Below are 24,862 nucleotides of genomic sequence, written 5' to 3' on the forward strand. Positions count from 1 at the left end.
GCCTCCCTGGCGTTCGAACTATAGGTTATAGGCTGTTCTGGGCAACGGGCTGCAGCGAAACCTCCGCGCCTTGGTCGGACGAGTCGTAAATCGCCTGGATGATCTGGGAGGAGAGGATGACCGTATCGATATGCGAAGGCTGTTTCTCCCCGGTTTGAATGCAGCGGATGAACCCGTCGATCTCATTCTGGAACATGCTGCCGAGATTGAATTTCGGCGTGGTTTCGATCAATGCGCCGTCCTCCGTGGTGTAGAAGGTGAAGTCCGCGCCGTATTTCAGCCGGATGCCGCCTTTGTCGCCGAGGAAGTCGATGAACATTTCTTCGGCGCCGATATTTTGCGCCCATGCGCCGTTCAGGGAAATGGTCGGGCCTTCCGTGCGGACAAGGGCCGTGACAAAATCGTCGACGTCATACGTGCCGTCATATTTCGGCGGACCTGCCCACATTTTGAGGAAGGTGTAATTCTCCATGTCTTTGCCCAGCTTGCAATAAGCCTGACCGGAGACGGTCTTCGGCTTCGGATCGCCCGTACAGTACATCACGACATCGAGGAAGTGAACGCCCCAATCGATCAGCGCGCCGCCGCCGGCAATGGCTTTGGTCGTGAAGGCGCCGCCGAGACCCGGGATCGAGCGGTGGGAACGGAAGCTGGCATAAACGTGATACAGCTCGCCAAGATCGCCGTTTTGAATCATTTTTCTGATTCTGTTTACGCTTTCATTGTAACGGTTGACCACCCCGATATTGAGCGTTTTGCCCGTTTCGTGCTGAACCTTCTGCATTTCCAGCGCTTCCGCGTAGGTGCGGGCTGCCGGTTTTTCGCATAATACATGCTTACCTGCCCGCAAGCAATCGATGGCGATGGAAGCATGAACGTCATTCGGCGTACAGATCGATACCGCGTCGACCTCAGGGTCGTTCAGGATTTGGTTGTAATCTTCGATGGCTTGGCCGCATTCGTATTTGGCGACGGCGGCATCGGCCCGGTCCTTCAAGATATCGCAGAAATATTTGATCTCGGCATCTTCGTTGGCCATGTAGGCGGGGATATGGGCACTGTTCGCAATCGTGCCGCAGCCAATCACGGCAATTGTAATTTTGTTCATCGGTTCTCCTCCAAAATCGTGGATTGATGATGCAGTGATGACATGAGCCTGTCGCTTGATTCTTCGTTATTGCTTGCCCCGAGTATAGCATGTGAGCGATCGCTTCGATTTCACTATCGTGTTTATTTATTGGATTATCGTACCGAGGCGCTAGTCCACGGTTTTAAAAGCGTTCTTCTTATAGTAAGCGGGGGTCGTGCCCGTGTATTTCTTGAAAATGCGGCAGAAGTATGGAAGCTCGTTAAACCCGACCTTGAAGCACACGTCGGTTACCGTCAGCTCGGGCTCCGTCAGCAGCCGCATCGCCATTCGTATCCGGTAGTTGGCCAAGTACTGGCTGAAGGTCCAGCCTGTCACTTCCTTGAAACGTCGGCAAAAGCTCGTCCGGGACATCATCGTCCGCGCGCAGAGATCCTCCAGCCACAGGGGCTGATCGAAGTGGTCGTGGATATATTGAACGGATTCCAATATGGGCTCCCGATACGGGGCGCTGCCCGCGGTTACCGATATATGCTTGCTTTGCTCGGCATGCTCGCGGTTCACGATCGCCAGCAGCTTCAGCAGATTGGCCTTCAGCAGAATATCGAAGAAGGGGCCCCGGCCTCCGAACTCGTTCAGCATTTCGGTCAGGAGTTCCTTAACGACTAGGTCGCTGCCGCCGGTCAAGGTGATTTTGAGCGGGACGCGGTCTTCGGTCGTGACAAAAGGCTTGATGAAGGAAAGGTCGAACAGCTGCGGCTCGTCCGGCATTCCCTCCAATCGTTCGTTAATGAAGGCCGGCATGAATTCGCACCCGAGCACCTCCAGTTCTTTCCCGGGGACCATCTCCACTCGATGGACGCTGTAAGGAGGGAGCACGAATATATTGCCCTGGACCATCCGGTATTTTTGGCCATAGAGCGTATGGATGAATTCGCCTTTGCTGACATACCAGATTTGAAGATAGTCATGCATATGATCGGATAAACTCCCGAACTTTTCGGTAATGCGGTACATTTTGCAGGGCAGGCCATTCGCCATCTCCAGCTCCGACGTAAAGTAGGCGATTCCTCTTCGGGTGCATTCGGCGATATCCGGTTCCAGCCAGTGAATAGCCATCGTTTCTTTCCTCCTCGTACGTTTCGATCCTGTTATTCATAGCATAACTGATTAAGGACATGAAGGAAGAGAAAAAGTTGAAAAAAGTGAGCTGTTTATGGGCATTCTGTCCATGATCAAAGTGATGAGGAGTGCCGGGGTAAGAGGACGGCAAGAGGAACGCTAGACAGTACGAAGAAAGTGGAGCATTATAAATATCCATCAGTATGCATGGAGAACGTGTAGCGCAAAGAGCCGAGGTATCCTGAAACACAGGATTAACCTCGGCTCTTTTGGCGTTACGGGCAAAACTCCTTCAGCATCTGCTCCTTCACTTCTTCAATGGGGAAGTGCAGGGGATAGGTGGATATCATCAGCATGATGCCCTGAAGGGTAGAAGAAAAGTACAAGGAGCGCTTGCGCGGCTCGGTTACTCCGAGACTTTCGAATATGCGGCATTGAATCTCAAATTGCCGTGCAGCCTCTTCCACAAGACGCTTGCTGTAGGGAAACAGCTCTTGATCCGCTTCGGGCTGTGTTTGAAGATGCAAGTAAAAACGGAATACTTCCGGCTGCTGATAGACGTTGTCGATGGCTTGCTCCAAAATATATTTCAGCTGATCCGCAGGTGCTTGGAGTGAAGCGGAATTCTCCATAACTTCGGCAACGCTTGCGATTCGCTCCTCGACCATAGCGGCAAGCAGTCCTTCCTTGCCTGAAAAATAATTATAGAGCAGCCCTTTGGATGTGCCGGCTTTCTTGGCTACATCGCTAATGGAAGTGGCATGGTACCCCTGATGGATAAACAAATCCATGGCGGTTTCCAAAATTTTCTCTTTTGCCATCTGGCGTATGCGTTCGTTCTCGCTGGGTGAGCGTGGCATGAAATCTTCATTCCTTTACGAATGGGGTGATATGAAGGGATAACTCCTCCGGATGCGTTAGCGTGACCATGTGATCCGCTCCCGCGATGGTGGCAAATCGAATCCTCGGAACCCTTCGAAATTGTTCTCCTACCTGCTGGTTATCGGTCAGTTCATGATCTCCTATGATGAACAGCGTTCTGGCCGAGATATCCTGTAATCGTTCCATCGCCGGCGGCTCCGGCCAAACCGAGTCAAAGGTGGACCAGGTAAACGTCCGCTCGAAATGGTGGCGAAGCATTTGGACCATCAGCTCCCGCTCGGCGCGGTTCCTTGTAATTTCATAGGAAGGCGGCTCAATGCACAGCTCGATCATTTTCTCGATATCAGGGGCAGCGGTGCTTACCCCGAGCATGTAGGTTTGCATTTCCTCAGAATAAGGGAAACCGGACAGGGCGGGCGCTATGACAATCAGTTCCGATACCCTTTCAGGATAATGGATCGCGAACTCCGTGGCAATCCGGCCGCCCATAGAATGACCGACAATCGCAGCTTGCGAAATATCCAGATGATCAAGAAGAGATAACAAATCTTCAACATAATTCGGCGGCTGAGCGGGAGAGGGAGAGCGTCCGGCTCCGCGACCGTCAAAGGCAATGACGCAAAAATGCTCCGCTAAAAGAGGGACAAGATAACTCCAGTCCCGCAGATCGGCTCCACCGCTGTGAACAAGGACGATCGGCTTACCGTTGCCATGAACTTCATAGTGCAGATCCAATAGAATACCTCCATTCGATTTTCAATGATGTGCAGCGCTTGATGAACATATTTTATTATTGAATGAACGTTTGGTCAATATAAAATCGACTCGTATCTTGATTTGCCTTTCAAAGCTGGCATCCTACTGTGAATATCACTGTGAATTAATTCACTAATCTTATTTGTGAATTATGTTACAATCGAAAAAAATATATTTTTGGGAGTAGGGGGAACGGACTGTGGCTCGTTATTTTAACGGTAAAGAAGTGGAACTGTTGGCTCCAGCCGGAACATTCGAGATTTTCAAGACCGTCATTGACGCAAACTGCGATGCCGTATATTTCGGGGGGCCATCGCTGAACATGCGCATGATGCGCAAGGGATACAACTTAAGTTATGAGGAGGTCGGCGATGCCGTCCAATTGGCGCATGACCGCGGGAAACGTGCCTACATTACAGTGAACAACCTGATGAATGAAGAGGACTTGGAGGAAGCGAAGCGCTACTTCGCCTTTCTGAACGAGATCGGCCCGGATGCCATTATCGCGCAGGACCTGGCCGTGTTTCCCCTGATCCAAGAGATGAATTACACGAATATTCCGGTTCACTCCTCGGTCATGATGAACGTGCACAACCTGGAAATGATCGAAGCGCTCAAAGCATTGGGCGTTTCCCGCATCGTGGCTTCCCGCGAAATGGACCTGAAAACGGCAGAGGTGCTGCAGGCCAGGAGCGGGATGGAGTTCGAATATTTTGTGCACGGCGACATGTGCACGGTTCACGGGGCCAACTGCCTGTACAGCTCGATGCTGTTCGGCAACAGCTCCAACCGCGGACGCTGCATGAAGCCTTGCCGCTGGGATTACCGGGTGAAGAAGGACGGCTATCTCTATCCGACCGAGTATCCGCTCGCGGCGAAGGATATGTACATGTACGAGAGCATTCCTGAGCTGATCAAGTCCGGCATCACCAGCTTCAAAATTGAAGGACGCATGAGAGACACCGAGTTTTTGCTGATGGTCGTGAATTCGTACGGAGACGCCATCGATCGTTATATTGCGGATCCGCTGGGCTACAATCGCGAGGCGGGGGCGGACATGCTGCATAAACATCGCAAGCGCGATTTCACGACGGCTTATGCCTTCGGCAAGCCGGGACTGGGCTTCATTAATCGCCGCTACGAGGGAACAGGCAAGTTTTACAGTACGGGGAAGGTGTTCAGTACGCCTACCGCCGAGCGCGAGACGAAGGAGGAACGGGTGCTCCAGGTGAAGGAATCGCTTCGCCATGCGAAGCGGGAACGGCCGGACACGTCGATTCCGCAAATTACGGTGCATGTCAACACGGTAGAGCAGGCCCGTGCGGCATTAGAAGAAGGAGCAGGCGTCATTTACCTGACGGGGGACGTATTCCAGCCGGATCGTCCGTTTAGCCGCAAAGACATCGAAGCCTTGACGGCGGATAAAGGGGACGCGGAGATCGTCCTTGGCATGCCCCGCATGATGAATGAGCTTCAGATGGAGCAGTACCATCAGTTTCTCAGCGCAGGCATGGAGTTTAACCATTATGGTCTGGACGGCCTGCTTGCAACCAACATCGGTGCCATGCACAAGTTTCAATCCATCGGGCTGCCGCTGATCGCCGATTTCAGCCTGAACATCTACAACCATATGGCGGCTTCGTTTTATCAGGACCATTTTGGCATATCCCGAATCAATCCGTCCCTTGAGCTTCAGCTCCATGATTTGACGAAATTGCTGCGCCATCCGGAGATTCCCCTTGAGATCATCGTTCACGGCTCGCCAATCGTCATGTATCTGGAGCATGATTTATACGCCAATGCCGCAGAGTTCGAGCCCATAGCGGAAGAGGACAACCGTTTCGTGGATAACCGCCATCTCGTGCTGCTTACGGATAAAGGGGAGAACCCCGTTTACCGGGACGCCGCAGGGCGCAACCACTTGGCGCTGGCGAAGGAGCTGTGCTACATGCCGATCCTGAAGGAGCTGTATGAAGCCGGCGTCCATCATTTCCGCATCGAAGGAAAAACGTATACGACCGAGCAGCTTCGCAGCCTGGTGCGGTTATATCGTCAAGCTGCGTCGAACCTGGATGCATGCGGCAGGCTGTATCAAAGCATGGCACCGGTATACGCCGGGTTCACGCTCGGTTCGCTCCAGTTCGGCCATTCCCTGGAACTTGAGCTGACGGAAGCATGAGATCCCTTAGAGACGGGGCAGGAAGATGATCCGATGCGAGGCACCGTTTTCCTCAGTCTCTATCACGGAACATGGAAAAACGGAAATAATCGAAAGAGGGGGAGCATCCATGAAACATGATGGCCATAACCATATCGGTCCGGAAGCCGTCGCTGCCAAGCGCCGGCGGTACGGCTATCCTTGCACGGCGCATTTCTACAGCGAACCGCCCCAGATCGTCGGCGGCAAGATGCATACGCTTTACGGCCATGACGGCAAAGCTTATGTCGACTTCTTCACGGGCGTGTCGGTCGTTGCCTGCGGCCATTGCAATGAAGCCATTACGGCGAGAACGATCGAACAGCTGCAGACGCTGCAGCATACGTCAACCATTTACCTTACCCAGCCGATGGTGGACCTGGCGGAGCGGTTGGCGAACGGCGTTTTGCCCGGCAACTTAAAGCGAACGTTCTTTGTGAACAGCGGCTCCGAGGCGAATGAAGGCGCGCTGCTCGCCGCGCGTCTGCACACGAAACGCCGCAGCTTCCTGGCGCTGGAATACGGCCTTCATGGGCGCACCTTCCTGACCATGAACGTGACCGGCATCCCGATGTGGCGTGCCGACGATTTCCTGGATGAAGACGTGGCTGCGTTTATTCCACGACCTTATGATCCTGGCATGGATCAGGATGCCGCTGCCCGCCGCTCCCTGGACGCCTTGGCGAGCGTGCTCGCTACGAAGGGAGACAGCTTTGCTGCCATGATCGTAGAGCCGATCCAAGGCAACGGGGGAATGATCGCGCCGCCGGATTGGTATTTCCGCGAGCTGAAGGCGATGCTGGAGGAGCACGGCATTCTCCTGATTGCCGACGAAATCCAGACAGGCTGCGGCCGCACCGGACGCATGTTCGCGATCGAGCATTACGGCATCGTGCCCGATATTCTCACCATGGCGAAGGCCTTGGGCAATGGCGTGCCGATCGGCGCGTTCTGCACGACGGATGAGATCGCCGCCAGTCTGAATCGGCCTTCGGCTTCGACCTTTGGCGGCAATCCGGTGTCATCGGCGACGGCGCTTGCCGTATTGGATTACATCGAGCAGGAAGGCTTGGTCGAACGTTCTCTGCGCGTTGGCGGGCGGCTCATCGAAGGCTTGAGGGAGCTGCAGGGCCGGTACGAGCTTATCGCTGATGTCCGAGGCAAAGGGTTTATGGCCGGAGCCGAAATCCGGGGTGCGACCGACGAGGAGAGCGCAGCATGGACGGATATTATTCTGGAGCGCATGAAGGATGAAGGCTTTATTATCGGCAAAAATGGGGTGGGCCGAAACGTGCTGGCCTTTCAGCCCGCCATGATCATCCCGGAGGAAGAGATCGAAGCGATGCTCCGTGCCTTGGATAAGGTGCTGGCAGGGTTATCCCAAACATAAACGTATGAGGTTGGATCCGGATGCAGATGATGTATAAAGTCGTTCATAAGACCAAAATGTTCGGAGAACTGGTGATGTTCTCCCACACGCTGTTCTCGCTGCCCTTTGCGATCATATCCATGGTCTGGGCCGCCGGCGGCGTGCCGTCATGGCATGTCATGCTGTGGTCGTTGATTGCGCTGGTGGCCGCCCGCAACGGGGCCAATGCCTTCAATCGCGTCGTCGATTTGAAGTTCGACGCGGCCAACCCGAGAACGGCGGACCGCCATATGCCAAGAAAGCTTCTGTTGCCTCGCGAGGTGTACGTATTTGTGGTCGTTAACTTTGCCGTCTTTATTCTCGCGGCCGGCATGCTGAATCCGCTCTGCTTGGGGCTATCACCGGCAGCGATTGTGCTGATCTGCACGTACTCGTACACCAAGCGCTTCACCTGGCTGTGCCATCTGTACCTGGGCTTTACGATCGCTTCGGCTCCGATCGGGGCATGGTTTGCCGTAACGGGGGAGTTGGCCTTCATTCCGTTTATCATCGGCACGGTCGTGATGCTGTGGATTGCGGGATTTGATATCATCTACGCCACGCAGGATATCGAATTCGATCGCAGCACCGGCTTATGGAGCATTCCCCGCGCGTTTGGATTCGAAGGCGGACTGCTCATTTCCAGAATGCTGCACGGGATTATGGTCATGCTGCTGCTTTCCCTTTACTTTATCCAAGGTTTGGGCTGGCTCTACTTGACGGGAATTGCCATCTCGGTGCTGCTGCTGGCCGTGGAGCATCGCATGATCAAGCCTTCCAGCCGCAGACGGATGCAGCTTGCCTCCTACAATCTGAATCAGGTGATTAGTCTGACGATTCTGCTGTTTACTTTGGCGGATCAGTTTTTGCTCGGATAAAAAAGACTCCCTTCGACTGCCGGCCCGCATACTCGGGCTCGATGGCATTCAAAGGGAGTTTCGTGTTTATTGCCCGGCTTTCAAGATCGCAAAGCCGTAAGCAGGCAGCTTCACGGTCAGCTGGCCTTGCTTCGCGCTGAGGCCTTCGCCGTTCCACAGGTTCGTCCACTGGCGGTCCAGCACAGGGAGGGTCATCGTGTTGCCCGCCTTGTCGTTGTTGACGGCAATGAGGATCGTTTCATTGTCGTCCTCGCGCAGGTAAGCGATTTTGCCCCCGTTCTTCTCGGCCTTCAAAAATTTGAAGGTTCCCGTGCGGAGAGCGGAATGCTCTTTGCGGAGCTTAATGAGCGTTTGGTAGAAATGGAAGAGGTCTTTGTCGTGTTTCGACTCGTCCCACTCCATGCATTTGCGGCAGCCCGGATCGTGCCCGCCGTCCATGCCGATTTCGTCGCCGTAATAGATGCAAGGCGTGCCGAAGTACGTGAACTGGAACATGGCGGCCAGCTTCATCAGGCGTTTGTCGCCGTTCGCCTGCGTTAACAGTCTTGCGGTGTCATGGCTGTCCAGCAGGTTGAACATCACTTCGCTGGCCTGTCTTGGATAGCCAGCAAGCTGCTTGCCGAGCATGAAGGAGAACTTCTCGGCATCGGCGGTACGGTTGATGAAGAAATCCAGTACGGCATTCGTGAACGGGTAGTTCATGACGGCGTCGAACTGGTCGCCTTCCAGCCAGATGGAGGATTCATGCCACACTTCGCCAAGGATGTAAGCATCCGGGTTGGCTTTTTTTACGACTTGGCGGAATTCGCGCCAGAAGCTGTGTCCCACCTCGTTGGCTACATCCAGGCGCCAGCCGTCGATGCCCGTTTCCTTGATCCAGTACTCCGCCGCCTTGAGCAGATAAGCCCGGACTTCCGGATTCTCCGTATTCAGCTTCGGCATCAGCGGCTCGAACGCAAACGTATCGTAAGTCGGAATGCCGTCCACCACTTCCAGCGGCAAGGAGCGGACGTAGAACCAATCCTTGTATTTGGAGTTCAAACCGTTCTTCTGCACGTCGACGAACGGGGCAAACGTTCTGCCGGAATGATTGAAGACCGCATCCAGCAGAACGCGGATTCCGCGCGCGTGGCACAGATCAACGAGCTTCTTCAGCGTGTCCTTGTCGCCGAACTGCGGATCGATTTCCATATAGTCTTCGGTATCGTATTTATGGTTTGTCGTTGCCGTGAACAGCGGCGTGAAATAAATCGCATTGACGCCGAGCTCGCTTAAATGGTCGAGATGGTCGATAACCCCTTGCAGGTCACCGCCAAAGAAGTTCTTCGGCGTCGGTTCGGCGCTGCCCCAAGGCAAGGCGCCTTCCGGGTCATTGCTCGTGTCCCCGTTCGCGAAGCGTTCCGGGAAAATTTGATAGAAAATCGCGTCTTTGACCCATGCCGGCGGATGAAAAACGTCATCCGGATTGATGAACGGGTATTCGAACAGGCGGTCCGGATTGGCCGGCGGCTCCGTCAGGAAATCATATTCGGTCATCCAGCGCTTCTCGTCGCCCTGCTGCAGCAGGAAGCCGTATTTCAAGCGGCGGTATGGAGGAGTTGCCTCACACTCCCAATAGTCGAACATTTCATCCGAGGACAGCTTGGTCATCGGAATGTACTCCATCGTTTGATCCCACAGGTACTTGTCGCCTGCAAGGGCGTACACTTCGGTAAGGTCGTCCTTTTTGGTGCGGATTCTGAGATGGATGGTCGTGCCGTTATAAGCGTAGGACCAGTTTTTGCGCGGGCGGTGATAGATGGCTTCCAGAAACATCGATAATTCCTCCTTAAATAGTAAAATAAAAAAAGGCACAGCCAGGACTATGAATAGCCGAGGTTGTACCTTTGTAAGATAACATTGCCTTTAAATTATGAGGTTTGAATCGGGTTGCTTATGAGTTCATTAGCTGATTAAAAATATACCACGCGCTCTGAGCGTATTCAAGCCCTAAGTACAAGCGGCAGATCTCCATGCTGCATCGAAGCCGGAACGACCAGGTTCTCAGCGAGATCTTGCCGGGAGGGGCAGTCAAGAGGAAAGAGGCGGCGTTTGTTGTATAATAAAGGGATAAGGGCAAGCCTGACAAGCAGATACGCAATGAGGAGGACAACATATATGCAATACGACGATCAGATGAAAAACCGGATCAAGCGGATTGAAGGACAGCTTCGCGGCATTTTGAAGATGATGGAGGAAAACAAGGACTGCAGGGAGGTCATCACGCAATTATCCGCTTCGCGTACGGCAATCGACCGTACCATTGGCGTTGTCGTAAGCTCCAATCTGGTGGACTGCGTGCGCAAGGCCGAAGCGAACGGCGAGGATACGGAGAAGCTTGTGCAGGATGCCGTTAATTTGCTCGTAAAGAGCAGGTAGGGGATGAAGGACGGGCGCGGCAAAGGCTAGGAAATTGGTAAACGGACAAAATGGGTAAAGATAAGATGACGGCTTTACTAAAAGGAGGGTACTCAGATGTCCGTGAATGAACGAATTTTACTAGCCAAGCGGCCGCAAGGCATGCCGGAGGAGTCGGATTTTACGTTTGAGGAGCAGCCTTTGCCCGTACCTCAAGCCGGAGAAGTCCTTGTACGGACCGTGTATTTATCGGTAGACCCGTATATGAGGGGCAGAATGAGCGATGCCAAGAGTTATGCCAAGCCATATGAGGTAGGGCAGGTTATCGCCGGAGGCGCAGTAGGGCAGGTCATGGAATCGACGGATCCGACCTATCGGGAGGGCGATTTTGTTGCAGGCACCTGGGGCTGGCAGCGCTTTGCCGCCGTACGCACCGGGACGCTGCGCAAGGTCAACCCGGATCTGGCACCCGTCTCGACCGCGCTGGGCGTGTTGGGGATGACCGGTTTGACGGCTTATTTCGGACTCCTGGATATCGGTCAGCCGAAGGAAGGGGAGACAGTGGTTGTATCGGGCGCCGCTGGCGCCGTTGGCATGATTGTCGGGCAGATTGCCAAGATCAAGGGAGCCCGGGTGGTCGGTATTGCCGGTTCTGACGAAAAGACCGGATACCTGACCGGGAAGCTCGGCTTTGACGTTGCGATCAATTACCGGACCGAAGATGTGGCTTCGGCTTTGGCGGAAGCTTGTCCGGGCGGGGTTGACGTCTATTTTGACAATGTCGGCGGCGAGGTGTCGGATGCGGTTCTGCGCCTGATCAACAAAAATGCGCGGATCCCGATTTGCGGCCAAATCGCGCTCTATAACCTGGAGAAGCCGGATACGGGCCCAAGAATCCAGAGCCTGCTGCTGACCAATACGGCACTGATGAAGGGCTTTCTGGTCGGCGATTACGCCAGCAGGTACAATGAGGCACTGCAGGAGCTGGCCGAATGGCTAAGGGATGGCAAGATTCAGTACACCGAGAATATCGCCGACGGCTTCGACAAGACGATTGAGGCGTTTCTGGGGCTGTTCTCCGGAGAAAATCTCGGGAAACAGCTGGTGAAGGTAAGCGAAGAACAAAGCTGATCCTTTGACATACAAAAAATAAAAGAGTGTCGATTTCACGACTTCGCAAGTCTCCTCTGAGGGAGCTTTGCGGCCGGAAGGGCAATTGCCTCCCGGATGGCGTGATCATCGGCACTCTTCTTTTTGCGCTTAACTAAGTTTCATGACTGGTTTACGTTGGAACATGACCGCTATATCGCCGCCTCCGGCGTCATGAACTGCTGATACTGGCGGTACATCGAAATGCGCCAATGGACAATCATGCCGTAAGCGAGCATGAAAAACAGCGCCGCGGTCTGCGGGATGGAAATATGCTGTTCAATATATCCATGGAGCAGGAGCCTGACGGCCAGCAGGCCAAGCAGAATATACACGAAGCTTTTCGATCTCTGCATGAAGATCTGGCCGTCGACCTTCTCGAATTTGGTGCTGCGGATCAGTGGGTACGAGAAGATGAACCAGCCTACCAAAAAGGCGATTCCCGCCCACCATAAGGGGATGCGTACCTGCGGCTCAACGAACATCAGGAATCCGGTGCTCATCGCTACGGGAGGGATGATAATCTTCTTGACGGTTACGGGACGGTTGCTCGCTTTCATTCGAATGAAAATAACGGCCAGCGCCATAACCAGCATCGCGATCGTAGAGCCTATCTGAAGAATTGGGGAATCGAAATTAACCACAATTCAGACCTCTTTCCATAAATAAAATGACATCACAATGTGCTGCCTTATGATTATAGCACATTCTGATGCCAGGCAAAATCAGGCAGGCGCAGGAGGTACGGCCCTTCTAGCGCCGTCCGTCTTGTAGATGGAGCCCGGTGACGAAACTCCGGATCATGAAATCCAGGCTGTCGTCAACACTCAGATCCATGGCGAATTGGCCCGCGCGTTCCAGGGAAGAGAAGCCGTGGCATAGGCTGCGAAGGGTCCGTACGGCATGCAACGCTTCCGCCTCGCTGAGCTGGTAAGGGGCCAGGATTTGAAGCAGCAGCTCGACAATCTGATTCCCTACTCGCTGCGTTTCCTGCTCTTCGGGACGGACCGGCTGCAAGGCGGCTTCGTACAATCCGGGGTGTGTTCGAGCAAAGTCGACATAAGTAAGGCATACAAGGCGCAGGGCATCTTCGCCCGACCGGCCGGCGGCAGCCTTCAGCAGTTGGTCATGGAGCGTCTGGAGGCCATGCCGCATCAGGGCGGCATGCAGACCGGAAAGCCCGTCTACGTGGTTATACAGGGAAGGGGAGCGAACGCCCAGCTTGGCTGCAAGCGCAGCCAGGGTCACCGCGTGAAGTCCCTCCCGATCCGCTAATTCGGCAGCGGTTTGAAGCAGTTGAAGCCGATCAATGCCGGGTCTTGGACTCATCGTGCATTCCTCCTAAACGTGGATTCGGCTTGCGCAACGGCCTCCTGCATGGCCCCCGCCGGGTTTCTCAGCATCCGTCCATGGCCGACAGCCAGAACGGCGGGCTTGAGCGAGGCAAGCATTCCGGCGCTTTCCAAGGCCTGCTCCTTGCTCCAGGTCGCCATGGCGGGGAACGGAAACCACGGTTTGATGACGCCCGATACGGCCAATCCGCCACGCGTCTGCCAAGCATCGCCGGCGATCAGGATGCCGCTGCGCTCATCGAGAAACGCCATATGCCCCGGCGTGTGGCCTGGAGTCGCGATGGCCTTGAGGGAACCAATGGAGTCCCCGTCCTCCAGAAGAACGTCCGGAACGGTGGTAATGTTCTTCGGGATATCCCCGCGTATCGGCGTTTGCGGCTCTCCGGGCTGGAGCTCGGCATTTCCTTTCAGCAGCAGCGCATCGCGCCTCGAGATGCAGACCGAGGCATTCGGAAGCTCCTTCTTTAACCCGTCGAGCGCACCGACATGGTCGCCGTGGGCATGGGTCAACACGATCCGTTTAATGGGTTTTCCGATATCGGCCGCAGCCTGCAGGATTCCCTTTTGGGAAAATGACATCCCCGCATCGATGAGGGAAAACCCGTCGCTTTCTTCTACAAGGTAAACATTGATCGGAAAAAGGCGAGGAAGAAAAGAAATTTGAGTCACCTGTTCAATCGTCGTTCTTAACATAAAGCCGTACCCCTTTCGCCTAAAACTAATGTTATTAGCATAATAACTAATGATATTAGTTTTAGCAAGCCTGATTTTAACATTTTCATGAATAGAGCCTTTGAACCACTAAAATTTTTATATATTTACCAAATTTTGAGTGCAATTTTCGTCGGTTTGCGTTACCATAAAGATAGATATACGGAAAAAAATGTAGGTTGTTTAGATAAGGGTGAGGAGCGGACGATATGGATATGTTCAAACGCATCGTACTTCTGATGGTGATGTATGCCTTCTCCGCAGTTCTGTTATACGTAGCCAGCCAGCACACGCCATATCTGCTTCCTGTCATCTGGATCTCCGCTCTGATGCTGCTGTTATGCGGCATCGGTTATCTGGGATACCATTATTTCTTTAAAGGACGCAGAAGACGAAGTTAATTGGGACTGACATACAAGTCTGCCTTGCCCGGGCGGGCTTTTTTTGTGCATAAAAATAAAAAAACCGTTTGATTGGCTTCGCAGTCTTTATATAGAGTGAAGTAAACAGCGAGGCAGGTCGAACGAGGGGAAGGTATATCGGATGTTGGAAACTAAAGAGCTGGCGGCTGCGGCATGCAGGGGAGACGAGGAAGCGTTCTATGCACTCGTCACGGAGCATCGGAGGCGCCTATACGGAATTGCGTACAGTTATCTGCATAACGAGAGCGACGCTTTGGAGGCATTGCAGGAGACGGTATGCCGGGCGTGGATGAAATGCCGGAAGCTGAAGCATCCGGAGGCGTTCGTCCCTTGGCTCATTCGGATATTGATTAACTGCTGCGTGGATGAACAGAAACGGAAAAAGCGCATGCTTCCCGTAGAAGAAGTGCGCAGCCGGGAGACGGCTGCGGAAATGGTCAGCGACAGCAAGCTGGATCTGGAGCGCGCGCTGAGCCGCATGAAGCCCAAATATCGCCATGTGCTGATCTTGAAATATTACCAGGACATGACGATCAGCGATATCGCGCATATTCTCGATGTACCGGAGGGAACGGTCAAAACCCGGCTGCATCAAGGATTAAAGCTGCTTCGGCAAAAAATCGAGCCAGGAGGTGCCGTATTCCATGTATGAGAAGGAAGAGCGGATGCTGAACGAGATGAATAGGGATGCGGAGATCTACACGGCGGTTGTGTCCGATGAAGCATTGGATGCGGCTGTTCGAAGCGGAATGCGGAGAGGACGGCGCATGCAGCGGAGCCGGACGCGGATGGCTGGCTTTTCTGCCGTGATCGCAACCGTAGCTGCCGCACTGCTGTTCGTGGTATGGGGCGGGGATGGAGGCATCGTGGAGCCGAAGGAGCAAATGGCCGCGCAAGGGCCGTACCCGCCATTGACCGGGTTTGATCTTGGAGAAGATATTACGCTGAATACGGCTAACCAACACGGCATGATCCAGCCGGTGAATCAATCGGTGACCCGGGGGGATTATACGGTAACGCTGAACGGGATCCTTGTAGGCTCCCAGCAGATGGAGGTGTTTTATACGATCCAAAACGATGCGGGGTATCACGCAGACCTAAAGCGGGTCGAGATGAAGCGTAAGGGCTCCAGCCAGTCGCTGCCATACAGCATCGGGTCGTCGGGTGGAAGCCAGATTAAGCCCGGGCAAACGTTCCGTTCCCGATCGGACATTCATATGGGCGAGAACCAATCCGTGCCTGAAGAAATGACGTTATCTTTTAGCATCGCCCCCTATACAACGAATACGGTGCATCAATCCTCGGCAGAGGGCGAGCAGGTTCTGGATATCGACGTATCCGTTGATATGGAGACCGTCCAGAAGTTTACCCGCACGATTCCGCTCAACAAAATGCTGCAGATTGAGAGTCAAAGGTTCTATTTGAAGGAAGCCGTGTTATCCCCTGCCGGCATCGTCTTGAAAGCGAACATCCCTTCGACCAATACGATGAAGGTATCCGGTTTATGGGACGTGTATTTGGAAACTGTGGTGAACGGCGAGCAGATCCGATTGAACAGCGATTCCGCATTTTTGCCCGGTGCGGGGGGAGGGGACATGACGTATTTCTTCGACAGCAATATACTGGAGAATCCGGAGTCGATCACGCTGAAAGCGAGCGGATTCCAAGCGGTGGACCCCTCCGAGATGAAACTGGTGATCGATACGGATAAGAAGGAGATTCTCCGTGCACCGGACGGCGATCTTCGGTTCGGAGCATACACGGGACATACGCTGACAGTGGAATACGAGGAGCGGGCTGACCGGCATATGGGCAGCGTATCGATTGAGCCGGAGTTCGTGGACGGGGAAGGGAAGAAGCATACGATCAACGAGGACGCAGGGGGACTCAGTTCCTCGTCCCGATCTTCTACGGATACTGGAATAAGCCTCATCACGCAGTATATCCACCTTAAACCCGGAGATTACCCGCAGCCGCTCACGTTTACGTTAAGCAGCTATCCTGGCGTCATGGAGCAGGCATTCGAGGTGCCGATTCGATGAGATTAGAGATGCTGAAAGCTCATCAGAATGACCAATGCGCCGAATGCAATTGTTACTTTGCCAATAAGTTTTAAGTACCATATTCTCAGATCGCTGGGCTCCGTGTCATCTCTCGTTCTTCTGAACCACCAAGAGTACGGGTTGCGGATGGCATATAGGCCGATCCCGATGAGTGCCAGACCCATGAGCAGCACAGAAATGAAATCGAACATTTGATCAGCCCCTCTCTTAAGAGTTACTACGAATGGATTAAGCAGTAAGTTCCGTTACATGAAAAATAGGATGGTCCGAAATTTAGGACACGAAAAAGGAACCGTCCCCGACCATGAAGGCCGGAGGACGGTTCCTTTTTCTCTTTTATATAAATCCTGGATCATGGGTCGATGCCGCTATTCCCTGCGCTCGGTAGGGGAGCTTCCTGCCGGTCCTTTAGCATCCAGCAGCTCGATCAGAGCTTTGGGCACGCCGTTGAGGATCAGCCATTGGCGAAGCGTTTCGATGGCACGGATATGGCCGTTGCCTTCATCCCGCCAGGTCAGCAGCTCGACGACCTTAATGACGAGGAGCATTAGCTCCATTTTGTCATGCTCGGTTTGGTCTGCGCGGACTTTTTGGAATACGGCTTCTTTCTCCCAATCAAGCAATATCTCTTCCCCGATGGTCGGTCGCATGAGTGAATAGCTGTAATCGCACTGCGGGCAGTGAACCGTGGTGAACTGTTCGGATGTGAACGTAACCCCGATTTCCGTTTGACACTGGCGGCAGTGGAATTGGACTTGAATTGCCGAGTTCGTTTCCATGTCTATGTTGCCTCCTTCAAAGAGAAAGGTATCTACTTTTACCCAATAGTCGGTAACTGTGACCCATCTTCCCTTAAGGAGCAGTTTGAAACATGAAAAAGAATCGTCCTCAATAGGCGATTCTTTAAGGAAAAAAGTCAGCGTTTCCTTCTACTCTGCGAGCTCTTCACATGGGTGAACACATTATAGAGGAAAGCGAGAACGCCCAGCGTTACCAGAACGCCTCCCACGGCAATGACCGGCTCTACTGATTCGATGCCGCTCATCAGCAGGGCAAGACCGATCATCATGACGGGAAGACCGATATTGTGCAGCCAGAAATGCACTTTGCCGGCAGTGGACTCCCCGGCAGCCGGGAACAGAACATAAATAACGCCTGCAAGAGCCAGGGACGCCCAGCCCAGAAGATTGACGTGTGCGTGAACCGAGGCGTAATCGTAGCTGTGGGTGATCGACATGTACATGCCGAGCAGCACCCCGAGCACAAAGTAAACAGCAGCGATTTTGATTAATTTAATCCCCATAAAACCCCTCCTTTATGGATTACTATTATGATATATGTCACCTGGGGCGAAGTAGACCTAGACGGAGGAGGATTTAATTAAAGAAGATGCAAAAAAAGAAACCGCGAATTTCCCTTGCCGGGAATTCACGGTTATTTCGTAAGCTTTCATGATATCCGCAATCTATTCAAGCTCCAGCACGTCATAGATCAGCCATTTGCCTTCGGTTTTCTTGAGCCAATAGAGCGACGTCGAATAAATCGTTTCGCCGTCCGCATCATCGCTTTCTTCGGCATAAACGACGGCGTCTTCACCTTGGAAGAAGACCGTCCGGAGCTCCTCTGATTTGAGGTTGAAATTCACCTCATCGAAGATGCCTTCCTCAATGCTGGTTTGGAACATCTCGTGGAAGACCGAGTCCGGGTGAATGACGGACATGAGCAGCGGGCCATTCTCCTCATTGAAGCCCTTGTACTGAATGTCGATAGACTCCAGGATGGCTTTCAGCTCCGCTTCCGGCACTACGGGACGAGCTTCAAGCAGTTTGTCTCCGAGGAAATATTCCGTCTCGTACAGGTTCAAATCATAGATTTTCCATGCGCCCGATGCATCCTTCTTCAGGAGATTCTCGTAATGGAGCGTAACATCCCATGCAAACGGCCCGCCGATGCGGTCTAGGCTCACACTGGTGTAGGCGTGGATCGACGTTCCGGCTACCGCTACATCCCATACGTCCGCGGATACATGTTTGTCGTTCTTGAATTGATCCTGATAGTTTTGCTTAACCTCCGCAAGAACGGGAGATTCGGGGTGGAATACGCTCATAACTTCGTCCAGTTTCTTGGCGCTTCCAGCCTCTTCAATGATATGGTAAAGCTTCTTCACCTCGTCTTCGGCTTTGGCGGTCGCACCCTCGCGGTCAATCTTGACGGTACGCGCCTTGGAATCCCACTTTACCGGGAGTCCAGTGGCTTCAGCCACAAAACGAAGGGGAACCAGCGTGTTACCGCCTTGAGTGAAAGGAGCGATCTGCAGCGTGGTTTTTGCGCCATTGACATAGGCGGTCTTCTGCCCGATCGTCATCTGCAGCTTCTGATCGAGATATGTACCCGTCACCTGCTTGTTCGCGCCGTTCCAATGGACCTTATAATCCAGGGCTTGGAACAAAGGGCGGAATTGAACGAAAGTGACTCCGTTCTTCATGATCGGCGCCGCCGCAAATTGAATTTCCTGGTTATCGAGATAGACCCGGATTTTCCCTTGATCCTTTGCCGGAGCGGCTTGGGCCGCGCTTGCGAACAAGAACAAGAAAGCGATAGCCAGTAGGCTGATTTTTTTCTTCAATGTGCTGTCATCTCCTTCAACGAATGATAGAATAGAGAGGTAATTGTGGTAATCGTACATGATAAAACCAATGGTAGCAATACATTTCTTTGCGTGCAGTAATTGGTAGAGACAGCGCGGTGACGGCTTGCCGGAACGACTTGAAAAAAGGCGGTAGGCATGGGGCTCCGATGGGTAATACATAGTAAGAATCAGGCCGGGCCACCGGATCATTCATCAGACAAAGGAGTGGATCACATGACAGCAGGACAGGAACTGATATTTTACATAGGAACCTATGGTTCGGAAGAAGAGAATCGCATTCATTGGGGGGCGATGGATCGGGCTACCGGCGAGCTGCGCCTGTTAGGCGGCACGGCAGGCATCGAGAACCCGACCTATCTGGATTTCGATGACTCGATTTCCGTATTGTATGCAGCGAGCGAGAAGGGCGAAAGCGATGTGTCGGCTTATTCGGCCAATCTGGTCACCGGCGAATTGACGCTGCTGAATGTTCAGTCTACCGGCTCGTCCGGCGCGTGTCATGTATCCCGCACAACGGACGGGAAGCATCTGCTTACGACAGGGTACGGCGATGGACAGATTTCGGTGCTGGCATTGGAGCAGGACGGACGGGTCGGCGAGCTGGCCTCCAAGATCAAGCACAGCGGACGCGGCCTTCGCGATGACCGACAATCGGAGGCGCATCCCCATTCGATATTCCAAGACCCGGTCAACAAGTATATCCTGGTCAGTGACCTGGGGATGGATGACGTGATTGTGTACCGGCTGGAAGACGGAAAGCTGGTGACCCACCGCGAGATCAGCCTGCCGCCAGGCTCCGGCCCGAGGCATGTGGCTTTTCATCCGTCTGGCAAGTGGGTATACGGCACGAACGAGCTGAACAGCACGGTAACGGCATACGCGAACGACGCAACGTTCGGGGATCTGAAAATATTGCAGCATATCTCGACCTTGCCGGAGGACGTCGTGATGGATAGCAATACATCGGCCCATCTGCTGGTATCTCCTTGCGGCCGTTACCTGTATGCCTCAAATCGGGGACATGACAGCATCGTCCAATATGTAATCGACCAGGAAGCCGGTACGCTCCGTGCCGTCAACTGGGTGTCTTCCGGCGGCAAAACGCCGCGCCACTTCAATATACTGCCGGATGGCTTCCTGCTTACGGCGAATCAGGATAACGGATTGATCGCAAGCTTCCGGATCGACCCGGATACGGGGAATCTGGTCTCTACGGGCTATACGTTGGAAGTCACGCGCCCGGTGTGCATTTGTCCCGTGGAGAAGGCAAAAGCAAACAAACGTTAACTTATATGAAAGAAGAAGCAGCTTGAAGACCCGGGAAGGGAATCAAGCTGCTTCTTTTATGCGTCTCTCCTTGCCCGCAGCGACGGACAAGGAACAAGGCGTCGAAAATTCTGTCTTCGTGTGTTTCAGCTAATGAAAGATTAACTGAATGAATCCTTAATGAGCAAAAATATGATTGCCGATCTGCAGCACTTGCGGCCTGGACCAGATCCAGTCGCTGGTCGCGGTTTTAGGATTGAAATAATACAGGGATTCGTAAGTCGGATCCCAGCCGCGAACGGCATCCAATGCGGCAAGATAGGCGGAACGGTTCGGCGTCAGCCAGTATTGTCCGTCATCCACGGCCGTAAAAGCCCCTTTTTGAAAGACGACGCCCCGAATGTCATTCGGAAATTCGCTGGATTGAATGCGGTTCATGACAACGGCCCCGACCGCAACCTGCCCTTTGTACGGCTCACCGCGGGCTTCGCTGTAAATGACTTTGGCCATGACGTCCATTTCGGATTGATTCAACGTATATTTTTTCAGCTGTCTCCAGGTTTGCGCACCGGTAATTCCATCGGCTGGCACGCCGTATTCTTTTTGAAAACGGCTTACGGCTGCTTTCGTGTTTGCGCCATATTTGCCATCCAGCGGCTGCGTGTAGAAGTCCAGCGTTTTCAGGCGATATTGAAGGTCCCAGACATCCCCGTTTTCACTGCCGGGCTTTAACAGCGGAGCGGCCTCCGTCGTTTGGGCGAATGTCGGCAGGATCAGAAGAACACTAAGGAAAAAAGCAGATAGGATTTTCCGTATTGTCTTTCTTATCGTGATCAACTCCTTTGGGGTAGAATTATAAGGTTGGAAACGGGTTCATACAACCATCAGTAAATGGAAATCCGCGCCGTGACTGCGTTTGTTGTACCAAAAATGGTTCTATGGTCCGAATGGTCCTAAACTTGAAATTTTTTGAAAAAAAGGTTTGACAGCAGAAGGGGGACTTATTACAATAGCAACATAACATACTAAACGGGTAGGAATTATAATATATTGTTCTCACCGTATCGACGGAGGAACGCTCGAAGAACAAGGGCAGGCACGGTTGCAAACCGGCTTGACTCTGTTCCGACGAGCCTTCCTCCGTCTTTTTTTGCCATGGGGCCTGTTTAGTAGAGAAGAATAGGGGGAGTGATCCATATGAAAAAGGTGTTGAAGCAAGGGGTTCTCATCGGATTAACAGTCATGCTGACGGCGGCGCTGACGGCTTGCGGCTCACAGAAAACAGAAACGGCCGCAACCGCCGGCGAAGCAACGCCTGCTTCGGGTTCAAGCAAGCCGAGCGTGGAACTGCTTAATGTTTCTTACGATCCGACCCGGGAGTTATACGATCAGTACAACAAGGCATTCGCGGCGCATTGGGAGAAGGAACAAGGCCAGAAGGTGACGTTTAAGCAATCGCACGGAGGTTCGGGCAAGCAAAGCCGTTCGGTTATCGACGGTTTGGAGGCGGATGTGGTGACACTGGCCCTCGGATACGATATCGATGCGATCCATCAGGCCGGATTGATCAATGAAGGCTGGGAGAGCAAGTTTGAGCATAACAGCGCGCCTTACACCTCGACCATCGTTTTCCTCGTCCGCAAAGGAAACCCGAAAGGCATCCAGGATTGGCCGGATCTGATTAAGGAGGGCGTGGAGGTCATCACGCCGAACCCGCAGACCTCCGGCGGTGCACGGTGGAACTATCTGGCGGCATGGGGTTATGCACTCAAGGTTAACAACAACGACGAAGCGAAAGCACAGGAATTCGTGAAAGAGCTGTTCACCCATGTGCCGGTGCTGGACAGCGGCGCACGGGGAGCGACAACCACCTTTGTGGAACGCGGAATCGGGGACGTGCTGCTGGCTTGGGAGAATGAAGCCTATCTCTCGATTAACGAGCTGGGACCGGATAAATTCGAAATCGTGAACCCGTCCGTCAGCATTTTGGCAGAACCGCCGGTTGCCGTCGTGGATAAGAACGTTGACAAGCGCGGCACCCGGGAGGTGGCCGAAGCCTATCTGGAATACCTGTACAGCGAAGAGGGGCAGACGATTGCGGCGGAGAACTACTACCGTCCGACGCTTGCCAGCGTAGCCGACAAATACAAGGAGAAATTCCCGGCCATTGAATTGTTTACGCTCAAGGACGTGTTTGGAACATGGGAAGAGACGCAAACCAAGCATTTTAATGACGGCGGCATCTTTAATCAGATTTACGTGCCAGGCAGCTGATCGGCATAACCGCCGAAGGCAGGAAAGGATGAGTGGATATGACGGTACTCCCCGTACGGAAGCAAGGCAGAAATCATCGCAGGGTGCTCCCGGGTTTTGGAGTCGGCATGGGACTGACTGTCCTTTATATGAGTTTAGTTGTGCTCGTGCCGCTGTCGGCGCTGCTTCTTAATCAAACCGGATTGACCTGGGAGAAGTTCTGGTCGGTTGCAACCGATCCGAGGGTTCTGGCATCCTACCGGGTTAGTCTGACGACGGCGGCGCTGGCCGCATTGGCGGATACGATACTGGGGCTGCTGCTGGCCTGGGTGCTGGTGCGGTATGATTTTCCGGGCAAAAAATGGTGGGATGCCCTGATCGACCTGCCCTTCGCCCTGCCAACGGCCGTGGCGGGGGTAGCATTAACCGCGATCTATTCCGCGAATGGCTGGATCGGATCGCTGCTGGAGCCGCTTGGCATTAAGGCGGCGTTCTCTTCCTTGGGCATCACGCTGGCCCTAATGTTCATCGGCATTCCGTTCGTCGTGCGGACGGTACAGCCGGTGCTGGAGGACGCGGAGCGGGACACGGAAGAGGCGGCAGCCACGCTAGGGGCAGGCCGGTGGCGCACGTTCCGCACCATCATTCTGCCGACTCTGATTCCGCCGCTGCTGACCGGGTTTGCGCTCGCTTTTGCCCGGGGGATCGGAGAATACGGCTCCGTCGTCTTCATATCGGGAAATATGCCGATGAAGACGGAGATTGCGCCGCTGTTGATCATGACGAAGCTGGAGCAGTTTGATTATGCCGGCGCTACGGCGGTTGCCTTGATTCTGCTGCTCATTTCTTTCGCGCTGCTGCTCGGAATCAATCTATTACAACACTGGACGCGGAAAACCGCGCGCTAGGGAGGGGGAACTATATGGCTGGAACCGTACCCGCTGCCGTCCCGGCAGGGAAACGAGGCACATCGCCCTCTCCGGCTGCAGCGGAGAAAACCTGGGTGAAATGGACCTTCATTAGTTTGGCTGGCCTTGTGCTTCTGTGGCTTATTGTGCTGCCGCTCGTTACGGTGCTGTCCGAAGCGCTAAAGAAGGGATGGGAGGTTTATATTGCGGCCTTGTCCGATCCCGATGCCTTGTCCGCGCTGCGGTTGACCTTACTGGTGGCGGCGATTGCGGTACCGCTGAATTCGATATTCGGCGTCATCGCGGCTTGGACCATAACGAAGTTCCGCTTTAAAGGCAAAAATCTGCTGATTACGCTGCTGGATTTACCGTTCGCGGTATCGCCAGTTATCGGAGGCCTCATCTTCGTGCTTATTTTCGGCCGTCAGGGTTGGTTCGGCCCTTGGCTCGAAAGCCATGATATCAAGATCATATTTGCCGTGCCCGGCATCGTTCTGGCTACGTTATTCGTTACGTTTCCTTTTGTGGCCAAGGAGCTGATTCCGCTGATGGAGGACCAAGGGACGAAGGAAGAGGAGGCGGCTGTAACGCTCGGCGCCAAGGGCTGGCAAATCTTCTGGCGGGTCACCCTGCCCAATATCAAATGGGGACTGCTGTACGGCATCATTCTGTGCAATGCCAGGGCCATGGGCGAGTTTGGGGCCGTGTCCGTCGTATCCGGCCATATCCGCGGAGAGACCAATACGCTGCCCCTTCATGTCGAGATTTTGTACAATGAGTATCAGTTTTCGGCATCGTTCGCGGTGGCCTCCTTATTGCTGTTGTTAGCCGTGATTACGCTGCTGCTTAAAAATTGGTTTACGCGAAAAAATGCCCATTGACAGTCGTTTCCAACCCATGCTAAGGTTAATTCATACTATATAGGTTGGAAAAGAATGAATAATGATCGTTAGATTGTGAATGTGTCTTCGGCTGATGAAGATGAGTGAATAAATGAGGGCTTTGCCCGGTGAGGAGGCGTATCCATGGCTAAACCATTAAAAGTGGATGAAATGTGGCTCGAGCGCATAGCAAGCCTGCTGAACGACATGGAATTCGGTTCGCTGCAAATCGTAGTGCATGAGGGTCAAATCGTTCAGATGGAACGAACGGAGCGCAAGCGTTTCGAGAATACGGCCTCCGGAGCGGTCAAGACGTCAGGATCGTCCCGGGCATCCGGCCAACAGCGAAGAACGAATACAAGATGACCAAGCAAAAGCTATCAGGTACCTTAAAAAGAACTTCCGCCAGATAACGTGAAGTGCAGCCTGTCCAGTCGAAATGGAAAAGACACCAGGGGTGTTGACCAAGTAGACTAGGGG

Annotated in this window: 26 protein-coding genes; 13 read left to right on the forward strand and 13 right to left on the reverse strand. The window is 53.5% G+C overall.

The features are described from left to right. Positions 1 to 25: 25 nt before the first annotated feature. From GYMC10_RS03140 to GYMC10_RS03155, 4 genes are all read right to left on the reverse strand, one after another. Positions 26 to 1,108: a Gfo/Idh/MocA family protein gene (locus tag GYMC10_RS03140; RefSeq protein ID WP_009591335.1), complete on the reverse strand. Its 1,083-nt coding sequence runs from the start codon at positions 1,106 to 1,108 to the stop codon at positions 26 to 28. A 150-nt stretch (positions 1,109 to 1,258) separates the two neighbouring features. Next, a complete protein-coding gene (locus tag GYMC10_RS03145; protein ID WP_012818813.1) occupies positions 1,259 to 2,206 on the reverse strand; it encodes an AraC family transcriptional regulator in 948 nt (315 codons plus the stop codon). Positions 2,207 to 2,484: 278 nt separating this feature from the next. Continuing rightward, positions 2,485 to 3,069: a TetR/AcrR family transcriptional regulator gene (locus GYMC10_RS03150; RefSeq protein ID WP_012818814.1), complete on the reverse strand. Its 585-nt coding sequence runs from the start codon at positions 3,067 to 3,069 to the stop codon at positions 2,485 to 2,487. Positions 3,070 to 3,076: 7 nt separating this feature from the next. Then, complete coding sequence (locus GYMC10_RS03155) at positions 3,077 to 3,826, reverse strand: alpha/beta fold hydrolase (RefSeq protein ID WP_012818815.1); 750 nt, start codon at positions 3,824 to 3,826, stop codon at positions 3,077 to 3,079. 220 nt (positions 3,827 to 4,046) lie between these two features. Here GYMC10_RS03155 and GYMC10_RS03160 point away from each other — a divergent pair, with 220 nt between their 5' ends. The 3 genes from GYMC10_RS03160 to GYMC10_RS03170 all read left to right on the forward strand — a co-directional run bounded on the left by GYMC10_RS03160 (position 4,047) and on the right by GYMC10_RS03170 (position 8,330). After that, positions 4,047 to 6,026 (forward strand): peptidase U32 family protein, encoded by a 1,980-nt coding sequence (locus tag GYMC10_RS03160; protein WP_012818816.1) that lies wholly within the window; start codon positions 4,047 to 4,049, stop codon positions 6,024 to 6,026. A 109-nt stretch (positions 6,027 to 6,135) separates the two neighbouring features. Beyond that, positions 6,136 to 7,434 (forward strand): aspartate aminotransferase family protein, encoded by a 1,299-nt coding sequence (locus GYMC10_RS03165; protein ID WP_012818817.1) that lies wholly within the window; start codon positions 6,136 to 6,138, stop codon positions 7,432 to 7,434. A 20-nt stretch (positions 7,435 to 7,454) separates the two neighbouring features. After that, positions 7,455 to 8,330 (forward strand): UbiA-like polyprenyltransferase, encoded by an 876-nt coding sequence (locus GYMC10_RS03170; RefSeq protein WP_012818818.1) that lies wholly within the window; start codon positions 7,455 to 7,457, stop codon positions 8,328 to 8,330. A 66-nt stretch (positions 8,331 to 8,396) separates the two neighbouring features. Here the strand turns inward: GYMC10_RS03170 and GYMC10_RS03175 are convergent, their stop codons facing one another. Further along, the gene (locus GYMC10_RS03175; RefSeq protein WP_012818819.1) at positions 8,397 to 10,145 is read right to left on the reverse strand and encodes an alpha-glycosidase; all 1,749 of its coding nucleotides are present in this window, start codon (positions 10,143 to 10,145) and stop codon (positions 8,397 to 8,399) included. Positions 10,146 to 10,487: 342 nt separating this feature from the next. Between GYMC10_RS03175 and GYMC10_RS03180 the strand changes: the two genes are divergently transcribed. Further along, positions 10,488 to 10,748 carry a metal-sensitive transcriptional regulator gene (locus GYMC10_RS03180; protein ID WP_012818820.1) on the forward strand — a complete coding sequence of 87 codons (261 nt, stop codon included), beginning with the start codon at positions 10,488 to 10,490 and terminating at the stop codon, positions 10,746 to 10,748. A gap of 96 nt (positions 10,749 to 10,844) precedes the next feature. Next, complete coding sequence (locus GYMC10_RS03185) at positions 10,845 to 11,858, forward strand: NADP-dependent oxidoreductase (RefSeq protein WP_012818821.1); 1,014 nt, start codon at positions 10,845 to 10,847, stop codon at positions 11,856 to 11,858. 170 nt (positions 11,859 to 12,028) lie between these two features. On the opposite strand, the gene GYMC10_RS03190 is transcribed toward GYMC10_RS03185, so the two are convergent. The 3 genes from GYMC10_RS03190 to GYMC10_RS03200 all read right to left on the reverse strand — a co-directional run bounded on the left by GYMC10_RS03190 (position 12,029) and on the right by GYMC10_RS03200 (position 13,921). Then, a complete protein-coding gene (locus GYMC10_RS03190; RefSeq protein ID WP_009595968.1) occupies positions 12,029 to 12,520 on the reverse strand; it encodes a cytochrome c biogenesis protein CcdC in 492 nt (163 codons plus the stop codon). Between the two features lie 109 nt (positions 12,521 to 12,629). Then, positions 12,630 to 13,205: a TetR/AcrR family transcriptional regulator gene (locus tag GYMC10_RS03195; protein ID WP_012818822.1), complete on the reverse strand. Its 576-nt coding sequence runs from the start codon at positions 13,203 to 13,205 to the stop codon at positions 12,630 to 12,632. Next, positions 13,202 to 13,921 (reverse strand): MBL fold metallo-hydrolase, encoded by a 720-nt coding sequence (locus GYMC10_RS03200; RefSeq protein WP_012818823.1) that lies wholly within the window; start codon positions 13,919 to 13,921, stop codon positions 13,202 to 13,204. The genes GYMC10_RS03195 and GYMC10_RS03200 overlap by 4 nt, the downstream gene beginning before the upstream one ends. Before the next feature lie 227 nt (positions 13,922 to 14,148). On the opposite strand from GYMC10_RS03200, the gene GYMC10_RS03205 reads away from it, so the two are divergent. The 3 genes from GYMC10_RS03205 (at position 14,149) to GYMC10_RS03215 (ending at position 16,403) form a co-directional block, all read left to right on the forward strand. Further along, positions 14,149 to 14,340, forward strand: a complete 192-nt coding sequence (locus GYMC10_RS03205) for a hypothetical protein (protein ID WP_009595964.1) — start codon at positions 14,149 to 14,151, stop codon at positions 14,338 to 14,340. Positions 14,341 to 14,482: 142 nt separating this feature from the next. Next, positions 14,483 to 15,013: a sigma-70 family RNA polymerase sigma factor gene (locus GYMC10_RS03210; protein WP_012818824.1), complete on the forward strand. Its 531-nt coding sequence runs from the start codon at positions 14,483 to 14,485 to the stop codon at positions 15,011 to 15,013. After that, positions 15,006 to 16,403, forward strand: a complete 1,398-nt coding sequence (locus GYMC10_RS03215) for a DUF4179 domain-containing protein (RefSeq protein WP_012818825.1) — start codon at positions 15,006 to 15,008, stop codon at positions 16,401 to 16,403. The genes GYMC10_RS03210 and GYMC10_RS03215 overlap by 8 nt, the downstream gene beginning before the upstream one ends. 2 nt (positions 16,404 to 16,405) lie before the next feature. Here GYMC10_RS03215 and GYMC10_RS03220 read toward each other — a convergent pair whose 3' ends face one another. The 4 genes from GYMC10_RS03220 to GYMC10_RS03235 all read right to left on the reverse strand — a co-directional run bounded on the left by GYMC10_RS03220 (position 16,406) and on the right by GYMC10_RS03235 (position 19,050). Then, a complete protein-coding gene (locus GYMC10_RS03220) occupies positions 16,406 to 16,615 on the reverse strand; it encodes a hypothetical protein (protein ID WP_012818826.1) in 210 nt (69 codons plus the stop codon). A gap of 177 nt (positions 16,616 to 16,792) precedes the next feature. Further along, the gene (locus GYMC10_RS03225) at positions 16,793 to 17,203 is read right to left on the reverse strand and encodes a hypothetical protein (RefSeq protein ID WP_012818827.1); all 411 of its coding nucleotides are present in this window, start codon (positions 17,201 to 17,203) and stop codon (positions 16,793 to 16,795) included. A 137-nt stretch (positions 17,204 to 17,340) separates the two neighbouring features. Further along, entirely contained in the window at positions 17,341 to 17,727 is a 387-nt protein-coding gene (locus tag GYMC10_RS03230) for a hypothetical protein (RefSeq protein WP_012818828.1), read from the reverse strand. A 162-nt stretch (positions 17,728 to 17,889) separates the two neighbouring features. Next, positions 17,890 to 19,050 carry a copper amine oxidase N-terminal domain-containing protein gene (locus GYMC10_RS03235; RefSeq protein ID WP_012818829.1) on the reverse strand — a complete coding sequence of 387 codons (1,161 nt, stop codon included), beginning with the start codon at positions 19,048 to 19,050 and terminating at the stop codon, positions 17,890 to 17,892. Positions 19,051 to 19,287: 237 nt separating this feature from the next. Here GYMC10_RS03235 and GYMC10_RS03240 point away from each other — a divergent pair, with 237 nt between their 5' ends. Continuing rightward, positions 19,288 to 20,361, forward strand: a complete 1,074-nt coding sequence (locus tag GYMC10_RS03240) for a lactonase family protein (protein WP_012818830.1) — start codon at positions 19,288 to 19,290, stop codon at positions 20,359 to 20,361. A 156-nt stretch (positions 20,362 to 20,517) separates the two neighbouring features. Here the strand turns inward: GYMC10_RS03240 and sleB are convergent, their stop codons facing one another. Continuing rightward, positions 20,518 to 21,177: a spore cortex-lytic enzyme gene (gene sleB, locus GYMC10_RS03245; protein ID WP_012818831.1), complete on the reverse strand. Its 660-nt coding sequence runs from the start codon at positions 21,175 to 21,177 to the stop codon at positions 20,518 to 20,520. Between the two features lie 360 nt (positions 21,178 to 21,537). Between sleB and GYMC10_RS03250 the strand changes: the two genes are divergently transcribed. The 4 genes from GYMC10_RS03250 (at position 21,538) to GYMC10_RS03265 (ending at position 24,748) form a co-directional block, all read left to right on the forward strand. Continuing rightward, complete coding sequence (locus GYMC10_RS03250; RefSeq protein WP_012818832.1) at positions 21,538 to 22,614, forward strand: sulfate ABC transporter substrate-binding protein; 1,077 nt, start codon at positions 21,538 to 21,540, stop codon at positions 22,612 to 22,614. 38 nt (positions 22,615 to 22,652) lie between these two features. After that, positions 22,653 to 23,501 (forward strand): sulfate ABC transporter permease subunit CysT, encoded by an 849-nt coding sequence (cysT, locus tag GYMC10_RS03255; protein ID WP_012818833.1) that lies wholly within the window; start codon positions 22,653 to 22,655, stop codon positions 23,499 to 23,501. 14 nt (positions 23,502 to 23,515) lie between these two features. Next, the gene (gene cysW, locus GYMC10_RS03260; protein ID WP_012818834.1) at positions 23,516 to 24,382 is read left to right on the forward strand and encodes a sulfate ABC transporter permease subunit CysW; all 867 of its coding nucleotides are present in this window, start codon (positions 23,516 to 23,518) and stop codon (positions 24,380 to 24,382) included. Positions 24,383 to 24,526: 144 nt separating this feature from the next. After that, on the forward strand, positions 24,527 to 24,748 hold the full coding sequence (locus tag GYMC10_RS03265; RefSeq protein ID WP_009595967.1) for a YezD family protein: 222 nt from the start codon (positions 24,527 to 24,529) through the stop codon (positions 24,746 to 24,748). The last annotated feature ends 114 nt before the right edge of the window (positions 24,749 to 24,862 follow it).

The sequence above is a fragment of the Paenibacillus sp. Y412MC10 genome, assembly GCF_000024685.1.
In the GTDB taxonomy this organism is placed as follows: Bacteria; Bacillota; Bacilli; order Paenibacillales; family Paenibacillaceae; genus Paenibacillus_AQ; species Paenibacillus_AQ lautus_A.

What these genes read in the sequence shown, in the direction of transcription:
- GYMC10_RS03220 (WP_012818826.1), bottom strand. Translation starts at nt 16,615, where the DNA reads ATGTTCGATTTCATTTCTGTGCTGCTCATGGGTCTGGCACTCATCGGG.
- GYMC10_RS03210 (WP_012818824.1), top strand. Translation starts at nt 14,483, where the DNA reads ATGTTGGAAACTAAAGAGCTGGCGGCTGCGGCATGCAGGGGAGACGAG.
- GYMC10_RS03145 (WP_012818813.1), bottom strand. Translation starts at nt 2,206, where the DNA reads ATGGCTATTCACTGGCTGGAACCGGATATCGCCGAATGCACCCGAAGA.
- GYMC10_RS03265 (WP_009595967.1), top strand. Translation starts at nt 24,527, where the DNA reads ATGGCTAAACCATTAAAAGTGGATGAAATGTGGCTCGAGCGCATAGCA.
- GYMC10_RS03185 (WP_012818821.1), top strand. Translation starts at nt 10,845, where the DNA reads ATGTCCGTGAATGAACGAATTTTACTAGCCAAGCGGCCGCAAGGCATG.
- cysT (WP_012818833.1), top strand. Translation starts at nt 22,653, where the DNA reads ATGACGGTACTCCCCGTACGGAAGCAAGGCAGAAATCATCGCAGGGTG.
- cysW (WP_012818834.1), top strand. Translation starts at nt 23,516, where the DNA reads ATGGCTGGAACCGTACCCGCTGCCGTCCCGGCAGGGAAACGAGGCACA.
- GYMC10_RS03230 (WP_012818828.1), bottom strand. Translation starts at nt 17,727, where the DNA reads ATGGGGATTAAATTAATCAAAATCGCTGCTGTTTACTTTGTGCTCGGG.
- GYMC10_RS03140 (WP_009591335.1), bottom strand. Translation starts at nt 1,108, where the DNA reads ATGAACAAAATTACAATTGCCGTGATTGGCTGCGGCACGATTGCGAAC.
- GYMC10_RS03240 (WP_012818830.1), top strand. Translation starts at nt 19,288, where the DNA reads ATGACAGCAGGACAGGAACTGATATTTTACATAGGAACCTATGGTTCG.
- GYMC10_RS03205 (WP_009595964.1), top strand. Translation starts at nt 14,149, where the DNA reads ATGGATATGTTCAAACGCATCGTACTTCTGATGGTGATGTATGCCTTC.
- GYMC10_RS03200 (WP_012818823.1), bottom strand. Translation starts at nt 13,921, where the DNA reads ATGTTAAGAACGACGATTGAACAGGTGACTCAAATTTCTTTTCTTCCT.
- GYMC10_RS03150 (WP_012818814.1), bottom strand. Translation starts at nt 3,069, where the DNA reads ATGCCACGCTCACCCAGCGAGAACGAACGCATACGCCAGATGGCAAAA.
- GYMC10_RS03215 (WP_012818825.1), top strand. Translation starts at nt 15,006, where the DNA reads ATGTATGAGAAGGAAGAGCGGATGCTGAACGAGATGAATAGGGATGCG.
- GYMC10_RS03250 (WP_012818832.1), top strand. Translation starts at nt 21,538, where the DNA reads ATGAAAAAGGTGTTGAAGCAAGGGGTTCTCATCGGATTAACAGTCATG.
- GYMC10_RS03225 (WP_012818827.1), bottom strand. Translation starts at nt 17,203, where the DNA reads ATGGAAACGAACTCGGCAATTCAAGTCCAATTCCACTGCCGCCAGTGT.
- GYMC10_RS03195 (WP_012818822.1), bottom strand. Translation starts at nt 13,205, where the DNA reads ATGAGTCCAAGACCCGGCATTGATCGGCTTCAACTGCTTCAAACCGCT.
- GYMC10_RS03175 (WP_012818819.1), bottom strand. Translation starts at nt 10,145, where the DNA reads ATGTTTCTGGAAGCCATCTATCACCGCCCGCGCAAAAACTGGTCCTAC.
- GYMC10_RS03165 (WP_012818817.1), top strand. Translation starts at nt 6,136, where the DNA reads ATGAAACATGATGGCCATAACCATATCGGTCCGGAAGCCGTCGCTGCC.
- GYMC10_RS03180 (WP_012818820.1), top strand. Translation starts at nt 10,488, where the DNA reads ATGCAATACGACGATCAGATGAAAAACCGGATCAAGCGGATTGAAGGA.
- GYMC10_RS03170 (WP_012818818.1), top strand. Translation starts at nt 7,455, where the DNA reads ATGCAGATGATGTATAAAGTCGTTCATAAGACCAAAATGTTCGGAGAA.